The 21,871-nt window shown below is 36.5% G+C and carries 20 protein-coding genes; 14 read left to right on the forward strand and 6 right to left on the reverse strand.

The window, feature by feature from the left end:
• Nucleotides 1-19: 19 nt before the first annotated feature.
• Nucleotides 20-874 carry a dimethylarginine dimethylaminohydrolase family protein gene (locus MHI47_RS01645; protein WP_340829175.1) on the reverse strand — a complete coding sequence of 285 codons (855 nt, stop codon included), beginning with the start codon at nt 872-874 and terminating at the stop codon, nt 20-22.
• A 173-nt stretch (nt 875-1,047) separates the two neighbouring features.
• Here MHI47_RS01645 and MHI47_RS01650 point away from each other — a divergent pair, with 173 nt between their 5' ends.
• The 5 genes from MHI47_RS01650 (at nt 1,048) to nadD (ending at nt 5,643) form a co-directional block, all read left to right on the forward strand.
• Complete coding sequence (locus tag MHI47_RS01650) at nt 1,048-1,782, forward strand: YqcI/YcgG family protein (RefSeq protein WP_093536260.1); 735 nt, start codon at nt 1,048-1,050, stop codon at nt 1,780-1,782.
• Nucleotides 1,783-2,011: 229 nt separating this feature from the next.
• The gene (locus MHI47_RS01655) at nt 2,012-2,812 is read left to right on the forward strand and encodes an NUDIX hydrolase (protein ID WP_340771304.1); all 801 of its coding nucleotides are present in this window, start codon (nt 2,012-2,014) and stop codon (nt 2,810-2,812) included.
• Between the two features lie 69 nt (nt 2,813-2,881).
• Nucleotides 2,882-3,430, forward strand: a complete 549-nt coding sequence (locus MHI47_RS01660; protein ID WP_093536732.1) for a cysteine hydrolase family protein — start codon at nt 2,882-2,884, stop codon at nt 3,428-3,430.
• 51 nt (nt 3,431-3,481) lie between these two features.
• The gene (locus MHI47_RS01665) at nt 3,482-4,942 is read left to right on the forward strand and encodes a nicotinate phosphoribosyltransferase (protein ID WP_340768028.1); all 1,461 of its coding nucleotides are present in this window, start codon (nt 3,482-3,484) and stop codon (nt 4,940-4,942) included.
• Between the two features lie 53 nt (nt 4,943-4,995).
• Complete coding sequence (gene nadD, locus MHI47_RS01670; RefSeq protein ID WP_340761273.1) at nt 4,996-5,643, forward strand: nicotinate (nicotinamide) nucleotide adenylyltransferase; 648 nt, start codon at nt 4,996-4,998, stop codon at nt 5,641-5,643.
• 94 nt (nt 5,644-5,737) lie between these two features.
• On the opposite strand, the gene MHI47_RS01675 is transcribed toward nadD, so the two are convergent.
• Nucleotides 5,738-6,613 carry a LysR family transcriptional regulator gene (locus MHI47_RS01675; RefSeq protein ID WP_340829177.1) on the reverse strand — a complete coding sequence of 292 codons (876 nt, stop codon included), beginning with the start codon at nt 6,611-6,613 and terminating at the stop codon, nt 5,738-5,740.
• A gap of 115 nt (nt 6,614-6,728) precedes the next feature.
• Here MHI47_RS01675 and MHI47_RS01680 point away from each other — a divergent pair, with 115 nt between their 5' ends.
• Both MHI47_RS01680 and MHI47_RS01685 read left to right on the forward strand, forming a co-directional pair.
• Entirely contained in the window at nt 6,729-7,400 is a 672-nt protein-coding gene (locus MHI47_RS01680; protein WP_340829179.1) for a YczE/YyaS/YitT family protein, read from the forward strand.
• Between the two features lie 243 nt (nt 7,401-7,643).
• A complete protein-coding gene (locus tag MHI47_RS01685) occupies nt 7,644-9,326 on the forward strand; it encodes a methyl-accepting chemotaxis protein (RefSeq protein WP_340761275.1) in 1,683 nt (560 codons plus the stop codon).
• A 61-nt stretch (nt 9,327-9,387) separates the two neighbouring features.
• Here MHI47_RS01685 and MHI47_RS01690 read toward each other — a convergent pair whose 3' ends face one another.
• The 3 genes from MHI47_RS01690 to MHI47_RS01700 form a co-directional block, all read right to left on the reverse strand.
• A complete protein-coding gene (locus MHI47_RS01690) occupies nt 9,388-9,564 on the reverse strand; it encodes a hypothetical protein (RefSeq protein WP_175496217.1) in 177 nt (58 codons plus the stop codon).
• 90 nt (nt 9,565-9,654) lie between these two features.
• The gene (locus MHI47_RS01695) at nt 9,655-11,265 is read right to left on the reverse strand and encodes a glycoside hydrolase family 43 protein (protein ID WP_340829181.1); all 1,611 of its coding nucleotides are present in this window, start codon (nt 11,263-11,265) and stop codon (nt 9,655-9,657) included.
• A 198-nt stretch (nt 11,266-11,463) separates the two neighbouring features.
• Nucleotides 11,464-12,654 carry an ROK family protein gene (locus MHI47_RS01700; RefSeq protein ID WP_340829184.1) on the reverse strand — a complete coding sequence of 397 codons (1,191 nt, stop codon included), beginning with the start codon at nt 12,652-12,654 and terminating at the stop codon, nt 11,464-11,466.
• 168 nt (nt 12,655-12,822) lie between these two features.
• On the opposite strand from MHI47_RS01700, the gene MHI47_RS01705 reads away from it, so the two are divergent.
• The 3 genes from MHI47_RS01705 (at nt 12,823) to MHI47_RS01715 (ending at nt 16,029) form a co-directional block, all read left to right on the forward strand.
• Complete coding sequence (locus tag MHI47_RS01705; protein ID WP_340761277.1) at nt 12,823-14,115, forward strand: extracellular solute-binding protein; 1,293 nt, start codon at nt 12,823-12,825, stop codon at nt 14,113-14,115.
• Nucleotides 14,116-14,315: 200 nt separating this feature from the next.
• Nucleotides 14,316-15,194, forward strand: a complete 879-nt coding sequence (locus tag MHI47_RS01710) for a carbohydrate ABC transporter permease (RefSeq protein WP_093536244.1) — start codon at nt 14,316-14,318, stop codon at nt 15,192-15,194.
• Between the two features lie 13 nt (nt 15,195-15,207).
• Nucleotides 15,208-16,029 carry a carbohydrate ABC transporter permease gene (locus MHI47_RS01715; RefSeq protein ID WP_340761278.1) on the forward strand — a complete coding sequence of 274 codons (822 nt, stop codon included), beginning with the start codon at nt 15,208-15,210 and terminating at the stop codon, nt 16,027-16,029.
• 68 nt (nt 16,030-16,097) lie between these two features.
• Here the strand turns inward: MHI47_RS01715 and MHI47_RS01720 are convergent, their stop codons facing one another.
• Nucleotides 16,098-16,736, reverse strand: coding sequence for a YesL family protein (locus MHI47_RS01720; protein WP_340829186.1), 639 nt, complete (start codon nt 16,734-16,736; stop codon nt 16,098-16,100).
• A 178-nt stretch (nt 16,737-16,914) separates the two neighbouring features.
• Here MHI47_RS01720 and xylA point away from each other — a divergent pair, with 178 nt between their 5' ends.
• The 4 genes from xylA to MHI47_RS01740 all read left to right on the forward strand — a co-directional run bounded on the left by xylA (nt 16,915) and on the right by MHI47_RS01740 (nt 21,856).
• Nucleotides 16,915-18,237: a xylose isomerase gene (xylA, locus tag MHI47_RS01725; RefSeq protein ID WP_340829188.1), complete on the forward strand. Its 1,323-nt coding sequence runs from the start codon at nt 16,915-16,917 to the stop codon at nt 18,235-18,237.
• A 29-nt stretch (nt 18,238-18,266) separates the two neighbouring features.
• A complete protein-coding gene (gene xylB / locus MHI47_RS01730; RefSeq protein WP_340829189.1) occupies nt 18,267-19,766 on the forward strand; it encodes a xylulokinase in 1,500 nt (499 codons plus the stop codon).
• A 64-nt stretch (nt 19,767-19,830) separates the two neighbouring features.
• Complete coding sequence (locus MHI47_RS01735; protein ID WP_340829192.1) at nt 19,831-20,814, forward strand: aldo/keto reductase; 984 nt, start codon at nt 19,831-19,833, stop codon at nt 20,812-20,814.
• A gap of 49 nt (nt 20,815-20,863) precedes the next feature.
• A complete protein-coding gene (locus tag MHI47_RS01740) occupies nt 20,864-21,856 on the forward strand; it encodes a Gfo/Idh/MocA family protein (RefSeq protein WP_340829196.1) in 993 nt (330 codons plus the stop codon).
• Nucleotides 21,857-21,871: the final 15 nt, after the last annotated feature.

The raw sequence follows: 21,871 nt of genomic DNA on the forward strand, positions 1-21,871 counted from the left end.
TCTTTTGTGTGTAACTTTATTAGCGTCGTTCTATTGGCATAGAGCAACAGCGGAAGGAACCACCTGATTTTATGATCTCCGAGAAATCGACCTCTATCACTTGATAGCCATGCTGCCTCATTTGAAGATTAACGTCATGATTAATTGGTAAACTGATTACCCGATTTTGTCCAATAGATAATACATTGGTACCCATTGAGAACTGCTCACTTTCGCTCACTTCGATTAAATTATACATACTCGATAATAGCTCCACCATATTTTTGTCGAGCGCATCAGGAAAAATCAATGCATCTTTTGCAGAGAGAATATTGAATACACAGTCAAGGTGCAAGTATTTTGGGTTAAAATCAATAGGTAGGATATCGAAATCTGTTAGCTCTTTTTGTAAAACTTTAATAGCGTCCATAGATGTACGATGGCTAATCCCGATAAACACTCGATGGCCATCCACGATAACATCGCCACCTTCTATGGAGTGTTCAGAAAGCTTTTTGTAAAAAATGTCATGTTCATTCATCCAATCAGCTAACACTTTCTCTTCACCCTGACGAATCGGATTTGCCATTTCGGAGATAAACAAATGATTGCCCAAGGTAAAGCCTATATCTCTTGTGAAAACTTGTTCGGGATGGTCTTTGCTTGGTGTTAATTTAATTACTTCCACACCGGCATTCTCTAAGGCTTTTTCAAATTGTTGATGTTGTGAAATAGCAAGTGAACGGTCAATATTATCATTTACATATTGTTTCTGAACATCATTAATTACTTCTTTAATTTCCATATATTGAGGTTCGCATAAGACGACTTTTTTTAGTGTTTCATATTCACTTTGACAATGTACTTGAGATTGATCTTGAATTATTTTTACCATAAGGAATCCTCCACTTTTTTAATTCATTCTTCTTTTCTATTCCCTATATTTTTCATTGTATAACCTTTTTCAGTGAAGTTTATTTGAATTTTAATATCATTGTTTTAGGGGATTTAAGATTGGGTAAAGACAAGACTAAGAGATGTATGAATAATGATTGTGGAGGCGATTGTATGATTACAAAGGAACAGGCATTATTGACAAAAGAAGATTTTCATACTAGAACCGACTTACCAAATTGGCTGTATAAGGAATATGAAACTTTTCATAACACAGTAACGGATAAGACGTTTCCTTGTTTTTTTGGAATGAGTGGAGAATTGAAAGGCGAGCTTCGTTATGCATATATTAGCCAAGAGGACTGGAGTAATCTACCTTCTGCAGTGGAAGGCTTTCTAGATCTGTTTAAATTACCAAATTACAAAAGACATGGTCTCTTTGTATTTGTAGAGCCTTTTGAGCAAGAGGGTTCAATCGAGGATTATCGTAAGCAATTCTGGGATATCCTTCAATACTTACATGAAATGGATGAAGTTGAATGGCCAGAAGACAGTCCACGCGACCCTGATCATCATTTATGGGATTTTCGATTCAATGGAGAGCCAATCTTCGTGTTTGGAAATGCTCCTGCATATAAGAAGAGAAAGACACGTCACTTAGGGAATGCAATGGTTCTTGGATTTCAGCCTCGCAAAATCTTCGAAGGACTAGAAGGAACTGAAAAGGGTGGTATTATGTCGCGTGAAAAGGTTCGTAAACGAGTAGAGGTTTGGGACCAACTTCCTAAGCATCCAGATATCGGCCACTTCGGAGATCCAACACATAATGAATGGAAGCAATCCTTTATTGGGGATGATATTGAACCCATTCAAGGAAAGTGTCCTTTCCATCATAAATTAGAAGCTTAATATTAAGTCCCATCTGAAATTTCCTTGAAGATGTTGGTGTTATATAGACCAATTTAAAATGGTGGTCAATAAATACTCCGTCACACAAAAGGAAATTTCTTTTTATTTTGTCTTTTTCATGACATATGCCTTGCAAAAATAAATGTTATAGCGTAAAATACAATTAACAAATAACAAACTGTTAATTAAAATAAAGAACGAGTACTATAATAGAAAGGCAGGTACTATGATGGGGAAATATAAGTCGGAAGAAGAAATGTTAGAGAATTACGATGCAAATAAATATAAAACACCCGACGGATATACAAGTGATATTGCCGTATTTACCATCATTTCAACTGAGGTAGAAAAGCATAAACCACCTGTAAAAGAATTGAAGTTGATGTTGATACAAAGAGCAGCAAAGGATGCAGAGGGCGAGCCAAATGTAGAAGGTAGTAAATGGGCATTGCCAGGTGGTTTTGTTCAGCCAGATGAAACAGCATTTGAAGCAGCTTCGAGAGAACTTGAAGAGGAGACAGGGGTAACCAATCTCAAGATGAAACACTTTGGCACTTACGATAAACCTGGACGTGACAAACGTGCTTGGATTATCTCCAACGCGCATTATGCGATTGTACCAGAAAACCAGTTAGTCAAACGCAAAGCAGCTGATGATGCTTCGGATGTACAGCTATTCAACTTAGAAGAAATCAGTCAGTTAGAGCTCGCTTTCGACCACCAACAAATAATTTCAGATGCCATTTGGATTATAAAGAAAGATATGGCTCTTACTACATTAGCAAAAAACTTTTTACCGAAAGAATTCGTATTGTCGGAATTACAGGGCGTACTATTAACCGTATTGGATGATTCCTGGATTAAACTTGATTCACAGTTTTTTAGAAAAGCACCATCCTTGCCATTCATTGAAAAAGTAATGGATGAAGGGGAGTTAAAAAAATCTAATAGATGGTCTAAAAACAAAGCACAATTATATAGATTTACCGATTTCGAGCCTTTTGTTTCTATCTATAATGCAAATTATTAATTTTTTTCTATGTATTAATTAACAATTTAACAATTGATGATTTATTTAATATAAAGGAGCGGATGAATGATGAACAAAGCATTGTTGAATATTGATTACACGGTAGATTTTGTGGCGGACAATGGAGCATTAACATGTGGTAAACCAGGACAGGATATCGAGGGAGCCATTTTACATGTAACGGAAGAATTTATAGCTGCTGGCGACTTGGTCGTTTTTGCGATTGATACTCATCAAAAGGATGACCAGTACCACCCTGAATCTAAGCTATTTCCCCCTCACAATATAGAGGGAACGGAAGGAAGAGATTTGTTTGGAAAACTCAAAGATGTATATGAAAATAATAAGAATAGTGAACAAGTCTATTGGATGAACAAAACTAGGTATTCGGCGTTTGCCGGTACAGACTTAGAGTTAAAGCTAAGAGAAAGACAAATTACAGAAGTTCACTTAGTCGGTGTATGTACCGATATTTGCGTACTTCATACAGCAGTGGACGCGTATAACAAGGGCTTTAAAGTAGTCGTTTATAAGGATGCTGTCGCGAGCTTCAACCAACTAGGTCATGAATGGGCTCTAGGTCATTTCCAAAACAGCATAGGTGCAGAAGTCCGATAAAACCATCTATAAACTAGTAAGTGGGTATTAAAATGAGACGGAGGGGTACGCATGAAAACAAATTACAAAGACGATGGGTTTGCGTTACACACAGATCTTTACCAAATCAATATGGCAGAAACATACTGGGAAGATAATATACACAACCGTAAAGCTGTTTTTGAAGTATATTTTCGAAAGTTACCATTCGGTAATGGGTATGCAGTGTATGCCGGGTTAGAAAGAATTGTTGAATATATTTCTAACTTTCAATTCACAAAGAGTGATATAGAATATCTTCAGAACGAACTAGGTTACGAAGAAGACTTTTTAGCATATCTTCAAACGCTGAGATTCACTGGAACAATTCGTTCGATGAAAGAAGGAGAATTGGTCTTCCATAACGAACCTATGTTACGTATTGAAGCTCCTTTAGCGGAAGGACAATTGATAGAGACGGCTATACTGAATATCGTCAATTATCAAACGTTAATAGCGACAAAAGCTTCTAGAATGAAACAAGTAATTGGTGATCAAACCGCTATGGAATTTGGTACGAGGCGCGCACAAGAAATGGATGCAGCTATTTGGGGAACAAGAGCAGCTTTTATCGGAGGATTTGAAGCAACTAGTAATGTGCGAGCTGGGAAATTATTTGGTATACCTGTATCTGGTACGCACGCCCATTCTATGGTTCAAGCGTATCGTGACGAGTATACCGCATTTCATAAGTATGCGAAAAGACATAAAGATTGTACTTTCTTAGTAGATACGTATGACACCTTAAAGTCTGGCGTTCCTACTGCTATCAAAGTAGCAAAAGAGCTGGGCGATAAGATTAACTTCAAAGCCATTCGCTTGGACAGTGGTGATTTAGCTTATCTATCCAAAGAAGCGAGAAAGATGCTAGACAAAGCCGGTTTCAAACAGACGAAAATTGTTGCATCTAATGATTTGGATGAATATACTATTTCTCAATTAAAACATCAAGGAGCTAAAATTGATGCTTGGGGAATCGGCACTAAGCTAATTACTGCTTATGACCAAGCAGCATTAGGAGCAGTTTACAAATTGGTATCTATTGAAGATGATCATGGAAATATGGTAGATACCATTAAGATTTCTGGAAACCCAGAGAAGGTTACTACACCTGGACTTAAAAAAGTCTACCGTATTATTAACCTGACGAGTAATAAGTCAGAAGGTGATTACATCGCAATGGATGATGAAAAACCAGAACAACAAGAAAAGTTGAAAATGTTCCATCCGGTTCATACGTATATCAGTAAGTTCGTAACAAATTACGAGGCTAAAGAACTTCATCATGACATATTTGTGGATGGTAAACAGGTATACGAATTACCAGGAATATTAGAAATCCAACAAGATGTGAAAGAAAACTTGTTGTTCTTATGGGATGAATATAAAAGACTTCTGAATCCCGAAGAATACCCCGTTGACTTAAGTCAAAAATGTTGGGATAACAAAATGGTTAATATTCAACAGGTGAAAGAAAAAGTAGAGGCACGCTAAATAAAATTATGTTAAGACAGTTTAACTACTATTGAATAAGTGGAGGTAATCTAATGGCTAAGATAGGAATTTATGGTTCGTCTTTTGATCCCATTACCAATGTCCATCTTTTTACAGCAAGTACAATAGCAAATCGTTGCAAGTTAGATAAGGTCATCTTTTTACCTTGCTCCAACAAAAGAAAAGATAAAACGATGAATACAGAAGACGAACATCGCTGGAATATGCTAGAAATGGCGATTAAATCGGATGAAAAATTCACCTTAGATAATTTTGAAATGAAGCAAGATGCCTGGAAAATCTCCACCTATGACACAATGAAGCACTTAAAGACAGTATACCCAGAGGATGATTTATATTTCATTATGGGAGCAGACTTATTAGTGGATATCGGAGATGGTAAGTGGGGAAGTGCAGATAAACTAGTGAGTGAAAATAAATTTATTGTCATGGCTAGAGATGGTATTGATATGCTGAAAGCGATAAGTGGTTCTCCTTTGCTGCGAAATAACGACGATGGAAGCACTTTCCACTTAATCGATAAGGGTATTGCCATGGAAATTAGCTCTACTTATATTCGTGATGAATTTGCAATTGGGGGAGAAGCAAAATACCTCTTGCCTACAAGTTGCTATAAGTACATTAAAGAAAATGAATTATATGGATGGAAAAATTCGTCAAAGGAAATTGGATCAAAATAAATTATAAAATTTATGCTGATCTTAATAGTTAGCTTGTATAAGAAAGTAGGCTCGGAAAAGTATTTCCGGGTCTATTTTTCTTTACCAATGTTTTTTAATCTACTATATCCCAAAATTGAGCGGCCACTTTTGAGGTAGGTGCATTTTTTAGTTTTAAGATGATAGGTTCCACACTATGGTTAAACTGTTTCAATTCGAAAAGGGTGAGATTTTCTAGAAAGGTAGATGCATAATCCATATTTGGAATAATCGATACTCCTAAACCTTTACTAACAAGTGAGGCTACCATAGCAATATCTTTACACTCAATTATAATATTTGGTTCTACATGATGTTCTTCAAACGCTCTATGTATTTCTCCATGAAAAGAATGTCCTTCTATTGCACCCAACATGATAAAAGGTAATTTAGCAATCTGATTAAAAGTTATATGTGAATCTAAAAATGATGTCGACCAGTTAGTTGGGACAATTACAACATAAGGTTGTTTTTTTAATACTTTTATCTCATATTGTTCACTGGTGCTCAGACGTAAAAGAAATGCCAAGTCTATTTCTCTTTGTTCGAGTCGTTTTAATAATTCATCGGAGTTACCGTTAACAATACTAATTTTAACGTTAGGAGATTGTGTTCTAAATGTTCTTACGTAATCAATCATCATATTCGCGCATGCGGAAGAAACACCGATACGGATTGTTCCGGCTTTTCCTTGTTCTACTTCTTGAATTCGTCGCTCAACATCCTGTCTTTGCATTAGTGTTTGCTCCGCATATTGATACAATATTTCTCCTGTTTCAGTCAGTTCCCATTTTTTTCGATATCGATGGATTAAAGTTGTGCCAAGGTCATTTTCTAGTTTCTTTAAAAGTTGACTGAGTGGTGGCTGTGCTATATGTAGGGCTTCTGCAGCTTTAGAAATACTGGAATGCTTTACGATTTCTCTAAAGTAATGTAATTGTCGAATATCCATCCGTACACCTCATTATATGTATTTTCATATGAATAGTTTATCATATATATATTTTTAGTATCTTGAATTGGATGATATGATGGATAGGAGATTAAAAAAGGAAGCGAAATTACTTATGAATCATAAGAATGTTACGATGAAGCGCCTTACTTTATATATAGGTGGCTTATTTTTTTTGACACTTGGTGTTAGTTTATCGATTCAAGCAGGACTTGGTGTATCACCTGTTTCTTCTCTGGCATATGCACTTGTCTTAACGTCAGGCTTATCAATCGGTATTACTACAGTCCTTGCAAATATATTATTTATACTTGTTCAAATCATTTTAAGCAAACGTATGGATATAAAAGATTTAATGCTTCAATTAATTATTTCGGTTGTATTTGGTTTCTTTATGGATGCTACATTATTCCTCGTGCAATTACTGCCTGCACCTGAATCTATAGTATTGCGTTGTGTATATTTGATTATTAGTTTATTTGTCGTATCAGCAGGATTAATCGGATATTTCACCGCAAAACTCCCTCTAATGCCCTACGATGCGTTAACGTATGTTATTAGCGAACAGTTTAAAATCAAGTTTAGTAAAGCAAAGATTACGGGTGATTTAGTAAATGTTTTTGTCGCAGCTATAATGGGTTTAGTTTTTATACAGTCCTTTGGAGCAATTGGTATCGGTACTATAGTTGCCGCTTATTTTATCGGAAAAATATTGGGGTGGATGATATCACGCTTTCAAGAACCTCTGCAACAGTGGGTAAGTCAAAATGAAAAAGTAATTCTCTAATTGAAAATTTGAAAAAACGGGCATCATCAGAATAGGTGTCTGTTTTTTGTATTCAATTATTTATTGTTTAAAAAGAAAAGTGATATATTGCTCAAATATATATTAGAGTTAATAAGTTATTATGACTCATATATTAGTACTTTATTTCTAAAAATAATAAAATTTCTATTGACCTAGTTCCTTGGAAGTAATAAAGTTATTTTAGTGAGTCTTTTTATTTATTTTGGAAGGGGAATAAGCTAGGTGAAAGTATCTATAAAGAAGAAAATGTGGACAGGATTTGGATCTGTTCTTATTCTATTAATTGTTGTGGGGTTAATAAGCTTATACTCAGTAAATCGGATAAGTGGGGAATATAAATCATTAATAGAGGATCGAGTGGAACCAATACTATTACTCGATGAACTTACTGGTTTTCAAAAGGATATGACAACGGTAAGTCTAGCTTTAGCTTTGGGTGATACTAAAGTAGAAGGTTTAACGGATCAATTCGACAAAGGATTCCAAGAAACTGCTAGCAGAATTAATGACATGAAATTAGCGGCGGATGGCCAAGTCCTGCTAGACAGAATAATAGAATTAGAGAATCATTATGCCTCATTAAACAAAGCTATTACTAGAGATGCAATACCTAGCGATGACGCAGAGATTGCAAAGCTTGACAGTAAAAGTGTAGTAGAAGAGTTAATGGCTGCTATTGCAGACATGAAAGAATATATGATGGAATCAGTAGAAAAAACAACCATAGAACTTGAAGAGTTAGCAAAACTAACCCTTACTTTGATACTAGCTCTAATAGTAGTAGCAATTGTGGTAGGAGTTATTATTTCCTCTGTCATAAGTCAAGGTATAGCTAGACCGGTTAGTAAAATGACAGCTTCGATGAAAGAAATTTCAGAAGGAAACTTACAAATTGATCACGTCATCATTAAAAATAATGATGAAATTGGTATATTAGCTAGTACGTTCAACAAGATGTTAGAAGACCTAAAAGGAATGGTTACACGAATGAGAGATTCATCTGTAGAACTTGCATCGAGTGCTGAGCAACTTTCAGCAAGCTCAGAAGAGAGCCTTGCATCTTCTCAAATGGTAGCAACAGCTGCTGAACAACAAATGATGGGTAGCGAACAACAACTACGCATCGTAGATAAAAACAATGATTCACTGTCAGATATGAGTCACATTGTTGACCGAATTTCTGTGAGTAATGATGAAATGGAACATGCTGCAAATACAGTTATAGAATTGGTTGCAGATGGATCAGAGGTAGTATCCAAAGTATCTGATCAAATGAATACCATTGATGCAACTATTAAAGAGTCATCTGATATTATTAAAGAAATGGAACAGCACTCGAATGAAATACAGAAAGTTACCGCATTAATCACCGAAATTTCAGAGCAAACTAATTTACTTGCGCTAAATGCAGCGATTGAAGCAGCTAGAGCTGGGGAATACGGTAAGGGCTTTGCAGTAGTTGCTGAGGAAGTGAGAAAACTTGCGGAGCAATCCAAAAATTCAGCCTCGGAAATTGAATCAATGGTTGGTGTTATACAATTGGCAGCGGGAAAAGCAGTTAAATCGATTGATATAGGTGGAGAAAAAGTAAAAGAAGGACTAAATGCATCCAATCAATCTCGTCAAGTTTTTGTAGAAATTGAAACTGCGGTTGGAGTAGTGGGATCCAAGATTGAATCTGTCTCAACTGCGATAAAAGAAATACAAACTGTGTCTGAAGCAGTGACAGTAGCTTCAAAAGAAATACAACTCCTAGCACAACAAACTGCTGACGGTGCAAATGATACGAGCGCTGCAACAGAAGAACAACTGGCTGCGAACCAAGAGATTTCTTCTAGTGCACAATCATTAGCAAACTTAGCAGAAATATTACAAAATGAAGTAAGTCATTTTAAAATAAATTAAAGTATATATAGTGAAAAAAGGGACACAACTAAACGTTGTGTCCCTTTTTGGCATCCTTCAATTAGTAAGATCTATCCCTCTCACTCATATCACGTCGATTTGGAGACATTGAACCTTGCTTTGGTGTTAAATAACCAAGTTCAGCCAACTCTAGAGAAATCTCTTCTTTCTTACTAGTTGCAGGTCGTCTCGCCATAGAACCTCTTTTATTAGCCCCTAGATGAGTACCATTTCTCATAAGAAAACCCCTCTCGACGTTTTTTGATGCCTACTTAATATGGTTTGAAATACAGGGAAAATACAATTTTTACGATAAGAATAAATATAGTTATTCTGATTCTTTATATATAAAGTAATCAAAATCAGCAGGGATACTTTGACCAGAAGTATCCTGACATTGCATGCCGACGAATGCCCCCGTGAAGAAACCACCGCCTTGAATATAATCATCTGATAATTTATGTGATGCGAGTTTAATAGGAATTAGTGTCCAATTTTCACCATCAAATGAATAGGAATATTCATAAATAGATGTTTGGACATCTACTCTAAGATAAACATATTCCTGCTCAGCTGGAATTACAATTTCATTTCCTTTAATTGGTTGGTCGAAGGTGAAGTTATCACATGTGCTTAACTCAAGAATTTTTCCTTTTTCCTCATGCCAGGAAATCTGAAGTGCCGTCCAGTTTTCGGTATTATAATAGTTGACCAGGCCAGCAGATTGCTGAAATGTATTTGGATTAAAAGCTACTTTTGTTTCTGCAGTAAAGTTGAAATGCTGCCAACGTCTTGCTATAAATGCTTGAGTAAATTTAGAAGTAAGAGATTCTTTCCCATATAGTCGTAAATGACCAGGCTTGTCTTTTAGCGAAACAATCTGTTCACCAAGAGGTATACGCAATGATTGGAAATGATTGTTTAATCGTTCTTCATTAAAATCATCCTTCTCTTCAAACTCCTTTTCCCAAACAACTTCCTCCATAGAAGGTCCTTCGATTTCAAGTGATGGGCCATTCCCGTTTACAACATATGGCCAGTCATTTTCCCATTCGACTCTTTGGATAGCAGTCTCTCGTCCAAGTGGACAATATCCTCGTGGATCCAATAACGCTTGGTTGTCTTTAGGTAGTGGACGACCAGTTAAATGAACTAAAAACCATTCATTTGTATGTGTTTGGACGATAGAAGCATGACCTGCCTTTTGTAAAGGGTTTCTCGGATAGGGAAAAGACGTGATTAACGGATTATCCGGATGTACCTCGTAAGGACCCTCTAAGTTTCTGGAGCGTGCAATAGTAGCAGCGTGGTCGTATTTTGTGCCACCTTCAGCAGTTAGCAAATAGTAATAGTCATTTATTTTATATAGATGAGGAGCTTCCACTAATTTAATATCTGTACCTTTAAAGATAATAGTAGAGTCCCCAACTAATTTCTGCTGTTCCACATCATATTCCTGAAGTGCAATACCATAAAAATTATGATGGTGGAGACGATGATCCCACTTCATATTCACTAAGTACTTCTTACCCGATTCATCATGATACAAGGATGGGTCAAAACCAGAGCTGTTTAAATAGATAGGCTCTGACCATTCCCCATCAATGGTATCGCAGGTTACTAGGTAATTATGACAATCCTTCCACTGCCCCTCAGTAACCTTTACATCGGTGAATATTAACCAAAACTGTCCATCACTGTAGGACAAGGCAGGTGCCCAAACCCCACCTGAGTTAGGATTTCCCATCATGTTCAATTGACTAATACGATTAAGTGGGCGAGAAACTAACCGCCAGTTTTTTAAATCCTTGGAATGATAAATACCAACACCGGGGAACCATTCAAAAGTGGAAACGGCAATATAATAGTCTTCCCCAACTCTGCAAATACTCGGATCGGGGTTAAAGCCAGGTAATATTGGATTTCGTATAATCGTCAATTGTCATCATCCTTTGCATCTAGTTTTTCCCCATTTTAAGTTATATAGTTGCTAACAATACAAGCTAAATAATAGATTTCACAGTATTATTAATGCTCCTAATAATTCCTAAAATAGAATTTTTTTCAATATGTTAATACATATAACACTAGATTAAATAAAATGGCAAGTTATAATTTTTAGGTAATTTCCTATATTCTATTCCATTGCAGTATCTTGCTGTATACTGACGGACAAAAAGTTTTCGATGGAAAAAGCAGCAACACCTAATGCTGTAGACCTTGTTGATAATTCGGAAAAATCGATTTGAAGATCATTTTGTTGGAACCAAAGAGCTTGATTTGAAATTCTTTTGTTTAACGAATCCTTTAACCATTTTTCAGAGTAAGCTAATCTATTACCGATAATAACTTGTTGCGGATTAAATATATTTATGATGTTATTAATCCCGATGCCTAAATAGTCCCCAGTTTGTTCAAATAACGCAATGATTTCATCATTTCCACTCTCTGCGAGTGTCACAAGACCTTCTAAATCTTGCATATCCGAAGGGATATCTAGCTTTTCAGCCTGTCTAACAAGCGCTTGCTCTGACGCATATAACTCCCAACAACCTTCGTTTCCACAGCGACATTTAGCGCCTCCTGCTTGTATCGTCATATGACCTAGTTCTCCAGAAAATCCATTAGAACCTTTATAAAGAGAGTCATTAAGTATCAATCCAACACCAATACCAATACCTGCACTCACGTAAATAACATTTTCAAAATCTTTTCCTGCACCAAAGTTTTTTTCGCCATATGCACCAGCATTAGCTTCGTTTTCTATAATTATTGGAATATTATACCTTTCTTCCAGAACTTCTTTTAGGTTTATATTTCTCCAGTTTAGGTTCGGTGCTAACAGAATATTATCATCCTTATCGACAATACCGGGTACTCCAACACCAATTCCTATTACACCATGTGGAGATTCAGGAGTGGACTTCAGAAGATATTCTATTGTCTCAAATAACTTAATCTCAATCTCTTCATAATTTAAATTTTTAAATGTTATTTGCTTCTCAGTGTGAATATTTCCGTTAAGGTCTGTTAGTACTCCGAGTAAATAGTTTACGCCTAGATCTATTCCAATGGAGTAGCCAGCTTTTTCATTGAACAGCAACATAACTGGTCTTCTTCCTCCACTAGATTCACCCGGTCCAGATTCATAGATGAGATGTTCCTCTAGTAAATCATTTACTAAAGAGGAGACAGTTCCTTTGTTTAATCCGACTTGGCTTGCAACTGAAGCTCGGGAGATAGGGGAGTTGTATTTTATTTTATCGAGAACTAATGATTTATTGCCTTTTTTTACAACATGGTGATTCCATGTTTGATGGGTACTCATTTTCATCCTTCTTCAGCTCTTTCTCTCTTTTTCATCATTCTAACATATAAAACATGAATAAAAAAACTTTGTTCATCCACTAGACTAACTTAGTTTTGTTTGCTACAATGAAAACGCATACAATATTCAGAATATTGTTGTAAAATAATTGGGGTGGGGGAAATAAGAATGAAAATCAACAAAATGATTAAAATTCTACTATTTGCTTCTGTATTTTTTTTATTGGCAGGGTGTTCAGATTCAGGTGACTCGTCATCAAGTTCAAGCGGTGACAAAGAAATTAAGTTTATGCATTTATGGCCAGAAGGAAGCTCCAAACAGCATTATGATGTTGTAAATGAAATTATTGCTGATTACGAAAAAGAACATGATGGAGTTAAAGTAGATTTGGAAGTGTTGAGTAATGAACAATATAAAGACAAACTAAGAGTTTTATCAACATCTAAAGAACTTCCAGATGTAGGTATGACTTGGGCAGCAGGGTTTTTAGAGCCTTATGTTGGTGGTAACATGTTCGCTCCATTAGACGATGTTATTGAAGAAGAACTTAGTGATAGCTTTGTATCAGGAACTGCAGAAGCTTATGCACTAGATGGTAAGACATACGGTTTACCATTAGAGCTTAACATTGTGACACTTTACTATAATAAAGCAATGTTTGATGAACAAGGTTTAGAAGCACCAAAGACTTTTGAAGAATTAGAAAGTGTTGTAAAAGCTTTTAAAGAAGATGGAATTGATCCGATCGCTTTAGGAAACAAAGATGCTTGGACGGGATCACTTTGGTATATGTATTTAGCAGACCGTTTGGGTGGAGCGGATGTTCTAAATAAGGCAATCGATCGCTCAGGAACATTTGAAGACCCTGCATTAGTAGAGGCAGCGCAAAAGGTTCAAGACCTTGTTGATATGGGTGCTTTTGTAAACGGATTTAATGGACTAGCGGATGAAGAAGCAAAGAGTATGTTCATGAGTGAGCAAGTGCCGATGTATTTAATCGCAACTTGGGATTTACCGAACTACACAACAAACGAAACTGTACCACAGGAATTTAGAGATTCTGTAGAATACTTAAAATTCCCAACGGTTGATGGAAACGGCGATATGAATAGCTTTGTTGGAGGTCCTGGAGTTGGACTATTCGTAGCAGAGAATTCTAAAGTAAAAGAAGAAGCGAAAGATTTTGCTGCATACTTTGTGAAACAGTGGGGTGAAAAAGCGGTTACTCAAGCCGGCGTAATACCTGCTACTAAAGTGGATGCTGATTCTTTAGATCTTCCAGAAATGTATATTGATATTTTAAATGAATTAAATGAAGCAAGTAATATTACGTTATTTGCTGACGTTCAAATGAGTCCAGATGTCGCACAAGTGCACTTAGATTCGATTCAGGCTCTTTTTGGAAAAGAAATGACTCCAGAAGAATTTGCCAAAGCGCATGAGGAAGCTCTTTCAAAATAGAAATGAACGAGTCAATTTCATAATTAATTTATTATAAAGTAGACTTCGTTGATTGAAGCCGTGCCCACGTAAAGCATCCGCCTGGAGCGAAAATCAACTTTGTTCGAATTTTACTGTTGAAGGAATGTAATGAAAAACAGAGGGTTATCCTGCCTAGTTGGATAGCCCTTCTCTACCTGGTAAGGAAGGAGTTGAATGTTATGAACAAGGTAATGTCTAACAAACTACTAATAGCATTATATATTTCACCTGCGCTGTTACTAGTTCTAGTATTAGTATTCATACCACTAATTCTATCAGGCTATTATGGCTTAATGGAGTGGGATGGAATAGGAGATAAAACATTCATTGGATTAGAGAATTATATAAATGGGCTTCAGGATATGAAGTTTTGGAGTAGTGCCTATCATTCGTTTTTACTGGCTATATTCTCGACACTGAGTTTAGGTATTTATTTGGTAATATCCTTTATATTAGCATCCAAGATAAAAGGATCAGATCTACTGAGAAAGATATACTTAATACCGATGTTACTGTCATCCGTTGCGATTGCACAGCTATGGATTAAAGTGTATAACCCGTCAAATGGTATTTTAAATGTATTTCTGAAACAAATAGGAGTGGAAAATCCTCCTGCTTGGTTAGCGGATCCATCCTTAGTTTTATTTGCAATTTTCATTCCAATTTTGTGGCAATATGCGGGCTTTTATATTTTGATTTACTATGCTGCATTAAAGAATATTCCAGAGTCATTAATCGAAGCTGCAAGAATCGATGGTGCTTCTGCATTCCAAATTGCTACGAAGATTAAGTTGCCTTTGATCAAGGAAGTCGTAAGTGTAACTGTCGTATTAGCAATAGTTGGATCGTTAAAATACTTTGATCTAATCTATGTGATGACTTCTGGTGGACCGAATGGTGCAAGTGAAGTAATGGCGTCTTATATGTATAAGTTAGCCTTTTCAAGCTATAACTTTGGGTACGGAAGTGCGATTGGGTTCCTTCTATTAATCATTACATTAATCGTAACTTTTATCGTTCGTAAACTAACTACACCAAAAGAGAGAATAGAATATTAGAGGAGGTTTGTATATGAAGCGTGTAGGCTACTTTTTTCTATATTTTAGTCTATTGGTTGTAGCATTGTTTCAAATCGTCCCGCTATTATGGTTATTCATCTTCTCCTTAAAAGACAATAGAGAAATATTTGCGGGTTCACCGTTCGCATTGCCTTCGGAGTTTAGATGGGAAAACTATTTAAAAGTATGGGATGGCGGTATAGGTATTTACTTTTTTAATAGTGTTTGGATTACCACGCTAGCGATCGTATTAACCGTTCTTTTCGCAAGTATGGCTACTTTTGCAATTACGCGAATGAGATGGAAACTAAGTGGGGCCGTTCTTAGCCTGTTCATCATTGGGCTTATGATTCCTATTCATTCAGCATTGATTCCACTGTACAGTATGTTTTTAAGTGTGAATTTAATCGATAATCCGCTCGGAGTAGTTATTACATATACAGCCTATAATTTACCCATAACGATGATGATTTTGCTTGGATTCTATTACACGCTACCAAAAGAAATTGAGGAAGCTGCTGTTATCGATGGTTGTTCCGTCAATCGAATGTTTTTCCAAGTAATTCTTCCGATGACAACACCAGTAATGGCTACCACTGTAGTGATTAATATGATTTATAACTGGAATGAGTTTGTGTTTGTTAATACGTTTATCAGCTCTGAGAAATATAAAACATTAACAGTTGGCATCCAAAATTTCATTGGTCAATATATGACCGATTGGGGTGCAATAGGGGCAACTCTAATCATTAGCGTTCTACCAATTATTATTGCTTTCATTTTCTTTAGCAACAAAGTAGTGGAAGGTATCTCTGCAAGTGCGGTAAAAGGCTAAGAAGACTGGGGCAAGTGGAAAGTTAGGCCATGGTGTTAGACAATAAAAATAGCTTCCACAATGGGAAGCTATAATTCACTGCTCACTTTTAAGGCTTCTTGCTTGTCGCTCACTTTCTGAAATGCATGTAGGCTAAACCTCATCGATATAAAAGCGTAGACACTTCCGCCAAATATAATTCCAATGGCTGGAAGTAGGCTTATTAAGTAAAAGAATGGCAACAGGCATAGGAAGATTAATAGAGTTGTAATTGGATTAATAAGCATAATGAAAAAGGAATTTTTTATAATCGGTCCTAATTTTAAATTAAAGTGGACGAAGGACGGAAACAAATAAAACAGGAACATGATGAATAATAACATAAAAGCAAATAATGGTAAGTATGTCCAAGTTAACAAATCACTATTAGTAGATTGTATGTAAATAATATCTAATCCAATAATGACTATAATGAGCGTAACAAGGACTCCTAACAAATTACTTTTCATGAATTCCTCTTTAAAATGTTTCCAAAAGGTACTAAACAATGGTATTTCTGTTTCACCTTTCAACCATTCTCTCACTATGGCGAACATTGAAGTAGTAGAGGGGAAAAATCCGAAGATTACTCCACCCAGCAATGTAAAGAAGACCCATAGCAAATTTAAATAGGCAAGTCTTGTAATCCATTCAAGTGCATTATATATAAAACTACTTATTGCATTCATGAAGAACCATCCTTTGTTTTCAATTTATTTGAAAGAATTGGAGAATTATTAATAGCATACACTTTTTAATTATGATAATACAACTTTGTTCGGTTAATTAACAAACAAATTAAACAGTTAAATCTCATGCAAAAGCCATTGGCCAATTTGTAGAGATAAAATTCAGGAGGTCAAAATAATGGTCTATTTCCAAAATGTCGAGAAAATTAAATTTGAAGGTGCAGCTTCCAAAAATCCTTATGCGTTTAAATTTTATAATCCACAAGAAAAAATTGGCGGTAAAACGATGGAAGAGATTTTGAGATATGCCGTTTCCTATTGGCATACGTTTACGATGGATGGATCAGATCCTTTCGGCGCAGGGAGTATGAACCGACCTTGGGATAAATTTAGTGGATTGGATCTAGCAAAAGCAAGAGTAGAGGCCTCATTTGAATTTTATGAAAAGATGGATGTCCCGTTCTTCTGTTTCCATGATATTGATATTGCTCCAGAGGGAAGCAACCTTAAAGAAAGTAATCAAAACTTAGATGTAATTGTTAGCATGATAAAAGATTATATGAAAAATAGTAAAGCTAAATTGCTTTGGAATACGGCGAATAACTTTACGCATCCACGCTTTGTGCACGGGGCAGCAACTTCAAGTAATGCAGATGTTTTTGCCTACTCGGCGGCTAAAGTAAAAAAAGGATTAGAAATTGGTAAAGAGCTTGGTGCTCTAAACTATGTATTCTGGGGTGGACGTGAAGGTTACGACACTTTACTAAATACAAATATGAAACTAGAATTGGATAACTTATCTCGTTTCTATCATATGGCTGTAGATTATGCGAAAGAAATTGGTTTCGAAGCACAGTTCTTAATCGAGCCAAAACCAAAAGAGCCTTCCACACACCAATATGATTATGATGTTGCAACAGCTCATGCATTTTTACAAAGCTATGACCTGGAAAATTCGTTTAAATTTAATATCGAAGCAAACCACGCTACACTTGCTGGTCATACGTTTGAACACGAACTGCATTATGCGAGGATTAATAATATGTTAGGATCCGTGGATGCAAACCAAGGTAATCCACTTCTTGGCTGGGATACAGATGAATTCCCAACAGATTTATGGACTACAACTCTTGCGATGTATGAGATTTTACAAAATGGTGGATTAGGCAAAGGTGGTTTAAACTTTGACGCGAAGGTTAGAAGAGCATCATTTGAACCAGAGGACCTGTTCCACGCACATATTGCTGGAATGGATGCTTTTGCCGTAGGTTTACGAGTTGCACAAAACTTGATTGATGATAAAGTGCTTGAAAATGTGGTGGACGATCGCTACAAGACGTACAAAGAAGGTATTGGATTAGATATTGTAGAAAATAATACTGATTTCCATAAGCTAGAAGCGTATGCCTTTGGACTTCAAGATATTAAACAGGCTTCTGGCCGTTTGGAGCAGATCAAGGCGACGATCAATCAGTACTTATTGCAGTCATTCAACAAATAATAGGAATGCATTTGGTAGGAGCTGAAGTGATGAAATATGTTATTGGGGTAGATTTAGGAACTAGCGCTGTGAAGATATTGCTAGTCGATACTAGTGGGGAAGTCATTCAAAGTGTATCGAAACCCTATCCTTTAATACAGGAAAAAACGGGTTATAGCGAACAAAATCCCGAGCACTGGGTGGAACAAACAATAGTAGGTTTAAAAGAGTTATTAAAGGATTTTCCAAGCGATATAGCGAATATTGAAGGGATGAGTTTTTCGGGACAAATGCACGGTCTTGTTCTGTTAGATGAACAAAATGAGGTATTACGTCCTGCAATTCTTTGGAATGATACACGCACTACAGCTCAGTGTCAGCAAATCTATAATGTAATTGGTGAAGATAAACTGCTTCAAATAACAAAAAACCCTGCTTTGGAAGGTTTTACGTTACCCAAGATATTATGGGTGAAAGAACATGAGCCGCAAGTATTTGAGCAGGTAAAGACTTTTGTACTTCCAAAGGATTATTTGCGGTACAGATTAACAGGTCAGCTTCATATAGATTATTCGGATGCTGCGGGAACTCTTTTATTAGATGTTGGTAGAAAAGAATGGAGCACAACTATATGTGCTTTATTGGATATCAACCCAAGTATTTGTCCGCCATTGTTAGATTCCCATGACGAAGTTGGTACTATTTCTTTAGATATTGCACAAGCAACTGGTTTATCAGCTACAACTCGAGTGTTTGCAGGTGGTGCGGATAATGCTTGTGGTGCAATTGGCTCTGGAATTTTAGAGGATGGAAAAACGCTTTGTAGCATAGGGACATCGGGTGTTGTATTATCTTATGAGGCAACCCCAGATAAGAATTTTAATGGGAAGGTTCATTATTTTAATCACGGGGTCTCGGATGCTTTTTATACAATGGGTGTAACGCTTTCTGCGGGTCATAGCTTGACGTGGTTTAAAGAGGTTTTCGCAAGTGAAGAATCTTTCCAACAATTATTGTCCGAGGTAAATACTGTTCCGGTAGGTTCAAATGGATTGTTGTTTACCCCTTATTTAGTTGGAGAAAGAACACCTCATGCAGATGCAATAATTCGTGCTAGTTTCATAGGAATAGATAGTTCGCATCAGCGCAAGGATTTTGTTCGTTCTGTTTTAGAAGGAATAACATTCTCTTTACATGAATCTATTGAAATCTTTCGGAAAAACGGGAAGTTGATAGATACTATTGTATCAATTGGTGGTGGAGCTCAAAATGATGATTGGCTTCAAATGCAAGCAGATATTTTCGATGCGAAAATTGTCCGACTAACTAGCGAACAGGGACCAGGAATGGGAGCAGCGATGCTAGCAGCTTATGGCTGTGGGTGGTTTAATTCATTAAAAGATTGTGCAGCTAACTTTTTAAATGAAGATAAACAGTTTAATCCTATTCCCGTAAATGTGGAAAAATATAAAAAGTTATTTCTTATTTATCAACAGGTTTATGGTCAAACAAAAGTTTTAAATAAAGCACTTTTGGAATTCCGCAAGTAAGTGTTATAACGAGTCTCAACTACCTAGTTGAGGCTCTTATTTACAAAGGGAGAGGAGTGGCGAAATGAATTATCGTCAAATTGGTAGCACAGATTTAAAGGTAAGTGAGCTTAGCTTTGGAACTTGGGCAATAGGTGGAGCATGGGGAAAAACAAATGACGAGGAGTCTTTAAAAGCATTAGATTATGCAATTGGCAACGGGGTTAACTTTTTTGATACAGCCGATGTATATGGGGATGGTCATAGTGAGGAGCTTTTAGCCAAAGCAACGAAAGGAAAACATGGAGAGATTCATATAGCTACGAAATTTTGCAGAGCGGGTGATGTTTATGATCCTAAAACATATTCCATGGAAAGTGTTACGAAGTACTGTGATGATAGCTTAAGACGTCTTGGTAGAGATCAAATTGATTTGTTGCAAATTCATTGTCCACCTCTAGAAATTTTAAAAGATGGTCAAGTATTTGAAGTGCTGGATCACTTAAAGAAACAAGGTAAAATTCGTTATTATGGTGTTAGTGTGGAGACGGTTGAAGAAGGGCTACTATGCTTAGAACAACCAAATGTTGATAGCCTACAAGTAATATTCAACATTTTCCGCCAAAAACCATTGGATCAATTATTTCCAAAGGCTAAGGAAAAGGGTGTCGGAATCCTTGCGCGTGTTCCGCTTGCAAGTGGACTACTAACTGGAAAATTTAATATAGGTACTAAATTTGGATCGGATGACCATCGTAACTTTAACCAAGATGGAGCTGCGTTTAATGTGGGTGAAACTTTTGCAGGATTAGGGTTAGAAAAGGGTGTGGAGTTAGCGGGTAAACTAGAATGGATTGCGGAAGGTAGAGAAAATATGACTCGAGCTGCATTAAAGTGGATACTGGAGCATGAAGAAATTTCATGTGTCATACCTGGTTTTAAAACAGTTGCTCAAGTAAAGGATAACCTACAGGCAGTTAATGTTAGTGCTTATACAGGAGAGGAAATGCAAAAACTAGCAAAGTTTTATATGCAAGAAGTCCATAGTGAAATTAAAGGAGTTTACTAGTATTACTTTTGTTAATAATTGGAGTCTGAAGGTAAAGGGAGATGACTGAATGGAGAACATTAGATGGGGAGTATTAAGTACGGCAAATATTGCGCAGCAACAACTAATACCGGCAATTGGCCGAGCAGATAATGCGGAGTTAATAGCTATCTCGAGTAGGGGAAGTCAAGTGCATCCAGTAGCTTCTAAGCTAGGTATCCCTAAAGCTTATGAAAGCTATGAAGAGCTTCTTAACGATTCCGATATTGAAGCTGTTTACATCCCGCTTCCTAATCATTTACATAAGGAATGGGTATTTAAAGCAGCTAAGCAAGGTAAGCATATACTATGCGAAAAGCCAGTAGCTTTAACAGCCCAAGAAGCAGAAGAAATGGTGGAAGTATGTCGAGAGAGCAATGTAAAGTTTATGGAAGCCTTCATGTACCAGCTACATCCACAGCATCAGCGCGTAAAAGAAATAATAGCATCGGGTGATATTGGGGACATAAAGCTTATAAAATCGAGTCACTCCTTTCACTTACAATCCCGTGTAGATAAATTTAGAATGGACAAAGCAAAGGGGGGAGGCTCTCTTTATGATGTGGGTTGTTATAGCATTCATGCCATTCGTTATTTGTTAGATGCCGAACCAGTTTCTGTGCAATGCTTTGCGGACCTTGACCCTGAAACAGGTATAGATTTGAGTACCTTTGGATATTTGAACATGGGCGGGGGAGTACGTGCCATATTTGACTGCAGTTTTGATATGACTGGAAGAAATGAATATGAAGTAATAGGTACAAAAGGAACGATCAAAGTGCCTTTTGCCTTTAGACCAGATAATAACGGTGGAGTAGGGAAGGTAATAACACAAGTGGCAGACATAATGCGTGAAGAGAATATATACGGAGATCTATACCGGCTAGAAGTGGAGCACTTTTCGGAAGTAATACAAATGAATAGTAATCCAGAAATTACAGGAGTTTCTACTATTAATAATATGCGAGTGATAGAAGCGTGTTATCATTCTATACAAACCGGAGAACTTATAGAGATGAAGTAATAATAAGAAAGGATT

Source organism: Psychrobacillus sp. FSL H8-0487 (genome assembly GCF_038008385.1).
GTDB classification, from domain to species: domain Bacteria; phylum Bacillota; class Bacilli; order Bacillales_A; family Planococcaceae; genus Psychrobacillus; species Psychrobacillus psychrotolerans.

What these genes read in the sequence shown, in the direction of transcription:
- MHI47_RS01715 (WP_340761278.1), top strand. Translation starts at nt 15,208, where the DNA reads ATGAAGCGTGTAGGCTACTTTTTTCTATATTTTAGTCTATTGGTTGTA.
- MHI47_RS01705 (WP_340761277.1), top strand. Translation starts at nt 12,823, where the DNA reads ATGAAAATCAACAAAATGATTAAAATTCTACTATTTGCTTCTGTATTT.
- xylB (WP_340829189.1), top strand. Translation starts at nt 18,267, where the DNA reads ATGAAATATGTTATTGGGGTAGATTTAGGAACTAGCGCTGTGAAGATA.
- MHI47_RS01735 (WP_340829192.1), top strand. Translation starts at nt 19,831, where the DNA reads ATGAATTATCGTCAAATTGGTAGCACAGATTTAAAGGTAAGTGAGCTT.
- MHI47_RS01700 (WP_340829184.1), bottom strand. Translation starts at nt 12,654, where the DNA reads ATGAGTACCCATCAAACATGGAATCACCATGTTGTAAAAAAAGGCAAT.
- MHI47_RS01665 (WP_340768028.1), top strand. Translation starts at nt 3,482, where the DNA reads ATGAAAACAAATTACAAAGACGATGGGTTTGCGTTACACACAGATCTT.
- MHI47_RS01690 (WP_175496217.1), bottom strand. Translation starts at nt 9,564, where the DNA reads ATGAGAAATGGTACTCATCTAGGGGCTAATAAAAGAGGTTCTATGGCG.
- nadD (WP_340761273.1), top strand. Translation starts at nt 4,996, where the DNA reads ATGGCTAAGATAGGAATTTATGGTTCGTCTTTTGATCCCATTACCAAT.
- MHI47_RS01720 (WP_340829186.1), bottom strand. Translation starts at nt 16,736, where the DNA reads ATGAATGCAATAAGTAGTTTTATATATAATGCACTTGAATGGATTACA.
- MHI47_RS01645 (WP_340829175.1), bottom strand. Translation starts at nt 874, where the DNA reads ATGGTAAAAATAATTCAAGATCAATCTCAAGTACATTGTCAAAGTGAA.
- MHI47_RS01710 (WP_093536244.1), top strand. Translation starts at nt 14,316, where the DNA reads ATGAACAAGGTAATGTCTAACAAACTACTAATAGCATTATATATTTCA.
- MHI47_RS01740 (WP_340829196.1), top strand. Translation starts at nt 20,864, where the DNA reads ATGGAGAACATTAGATGGGGAGTATTAAGTACGGCAAATATTGCGCAG.
- xylA (WP_340829188.1), top strand. Translation starts at nt 16,915, where the DNA reads ATGGTCTATTTCCAAAATGTCGAGAAAATTAAATTTGAAGGTGCAGCT.
- MHI47_RS01660 (WP_093536732.1), top strand. Translation starts at nt 2,882, where the DNA reads ATGAACAAAGCATTGTTGAATATTGATTACACGGTAGATTTTGTGGCG.
- MHI47_RS01655 (WP_340771304.1), top strand. Translation starts at nt 2,012, where the DNA reads ATGGGGAAATATAAGTCGGAAGAAGAAATGTTAGAGAATTACGATGCA.
- MHI47_RS01650 (WP_093536260.1), top strand. Translation starts at nt 1,048, where the DNA reads ATGATTACAAAGGAACAGGCATTATTGACAAAAGAAGATTTTCATACT.
- MHI47_RS01675 (WP_340829177.1), bottom strand. Translation starts at nt 6,613, where the DNA reads ATGGATATTCGACAATTACATTACTTTAGAGAAATCGTAAAGCATTCC.
- MHI47_RS01680 (WP_340829179.1), top strand. Translation starts at nt 6,729, where the DNA reads ATGAATCATAAGAATGTTACGATGAAGCGCCTTACTTTATATATAGGT.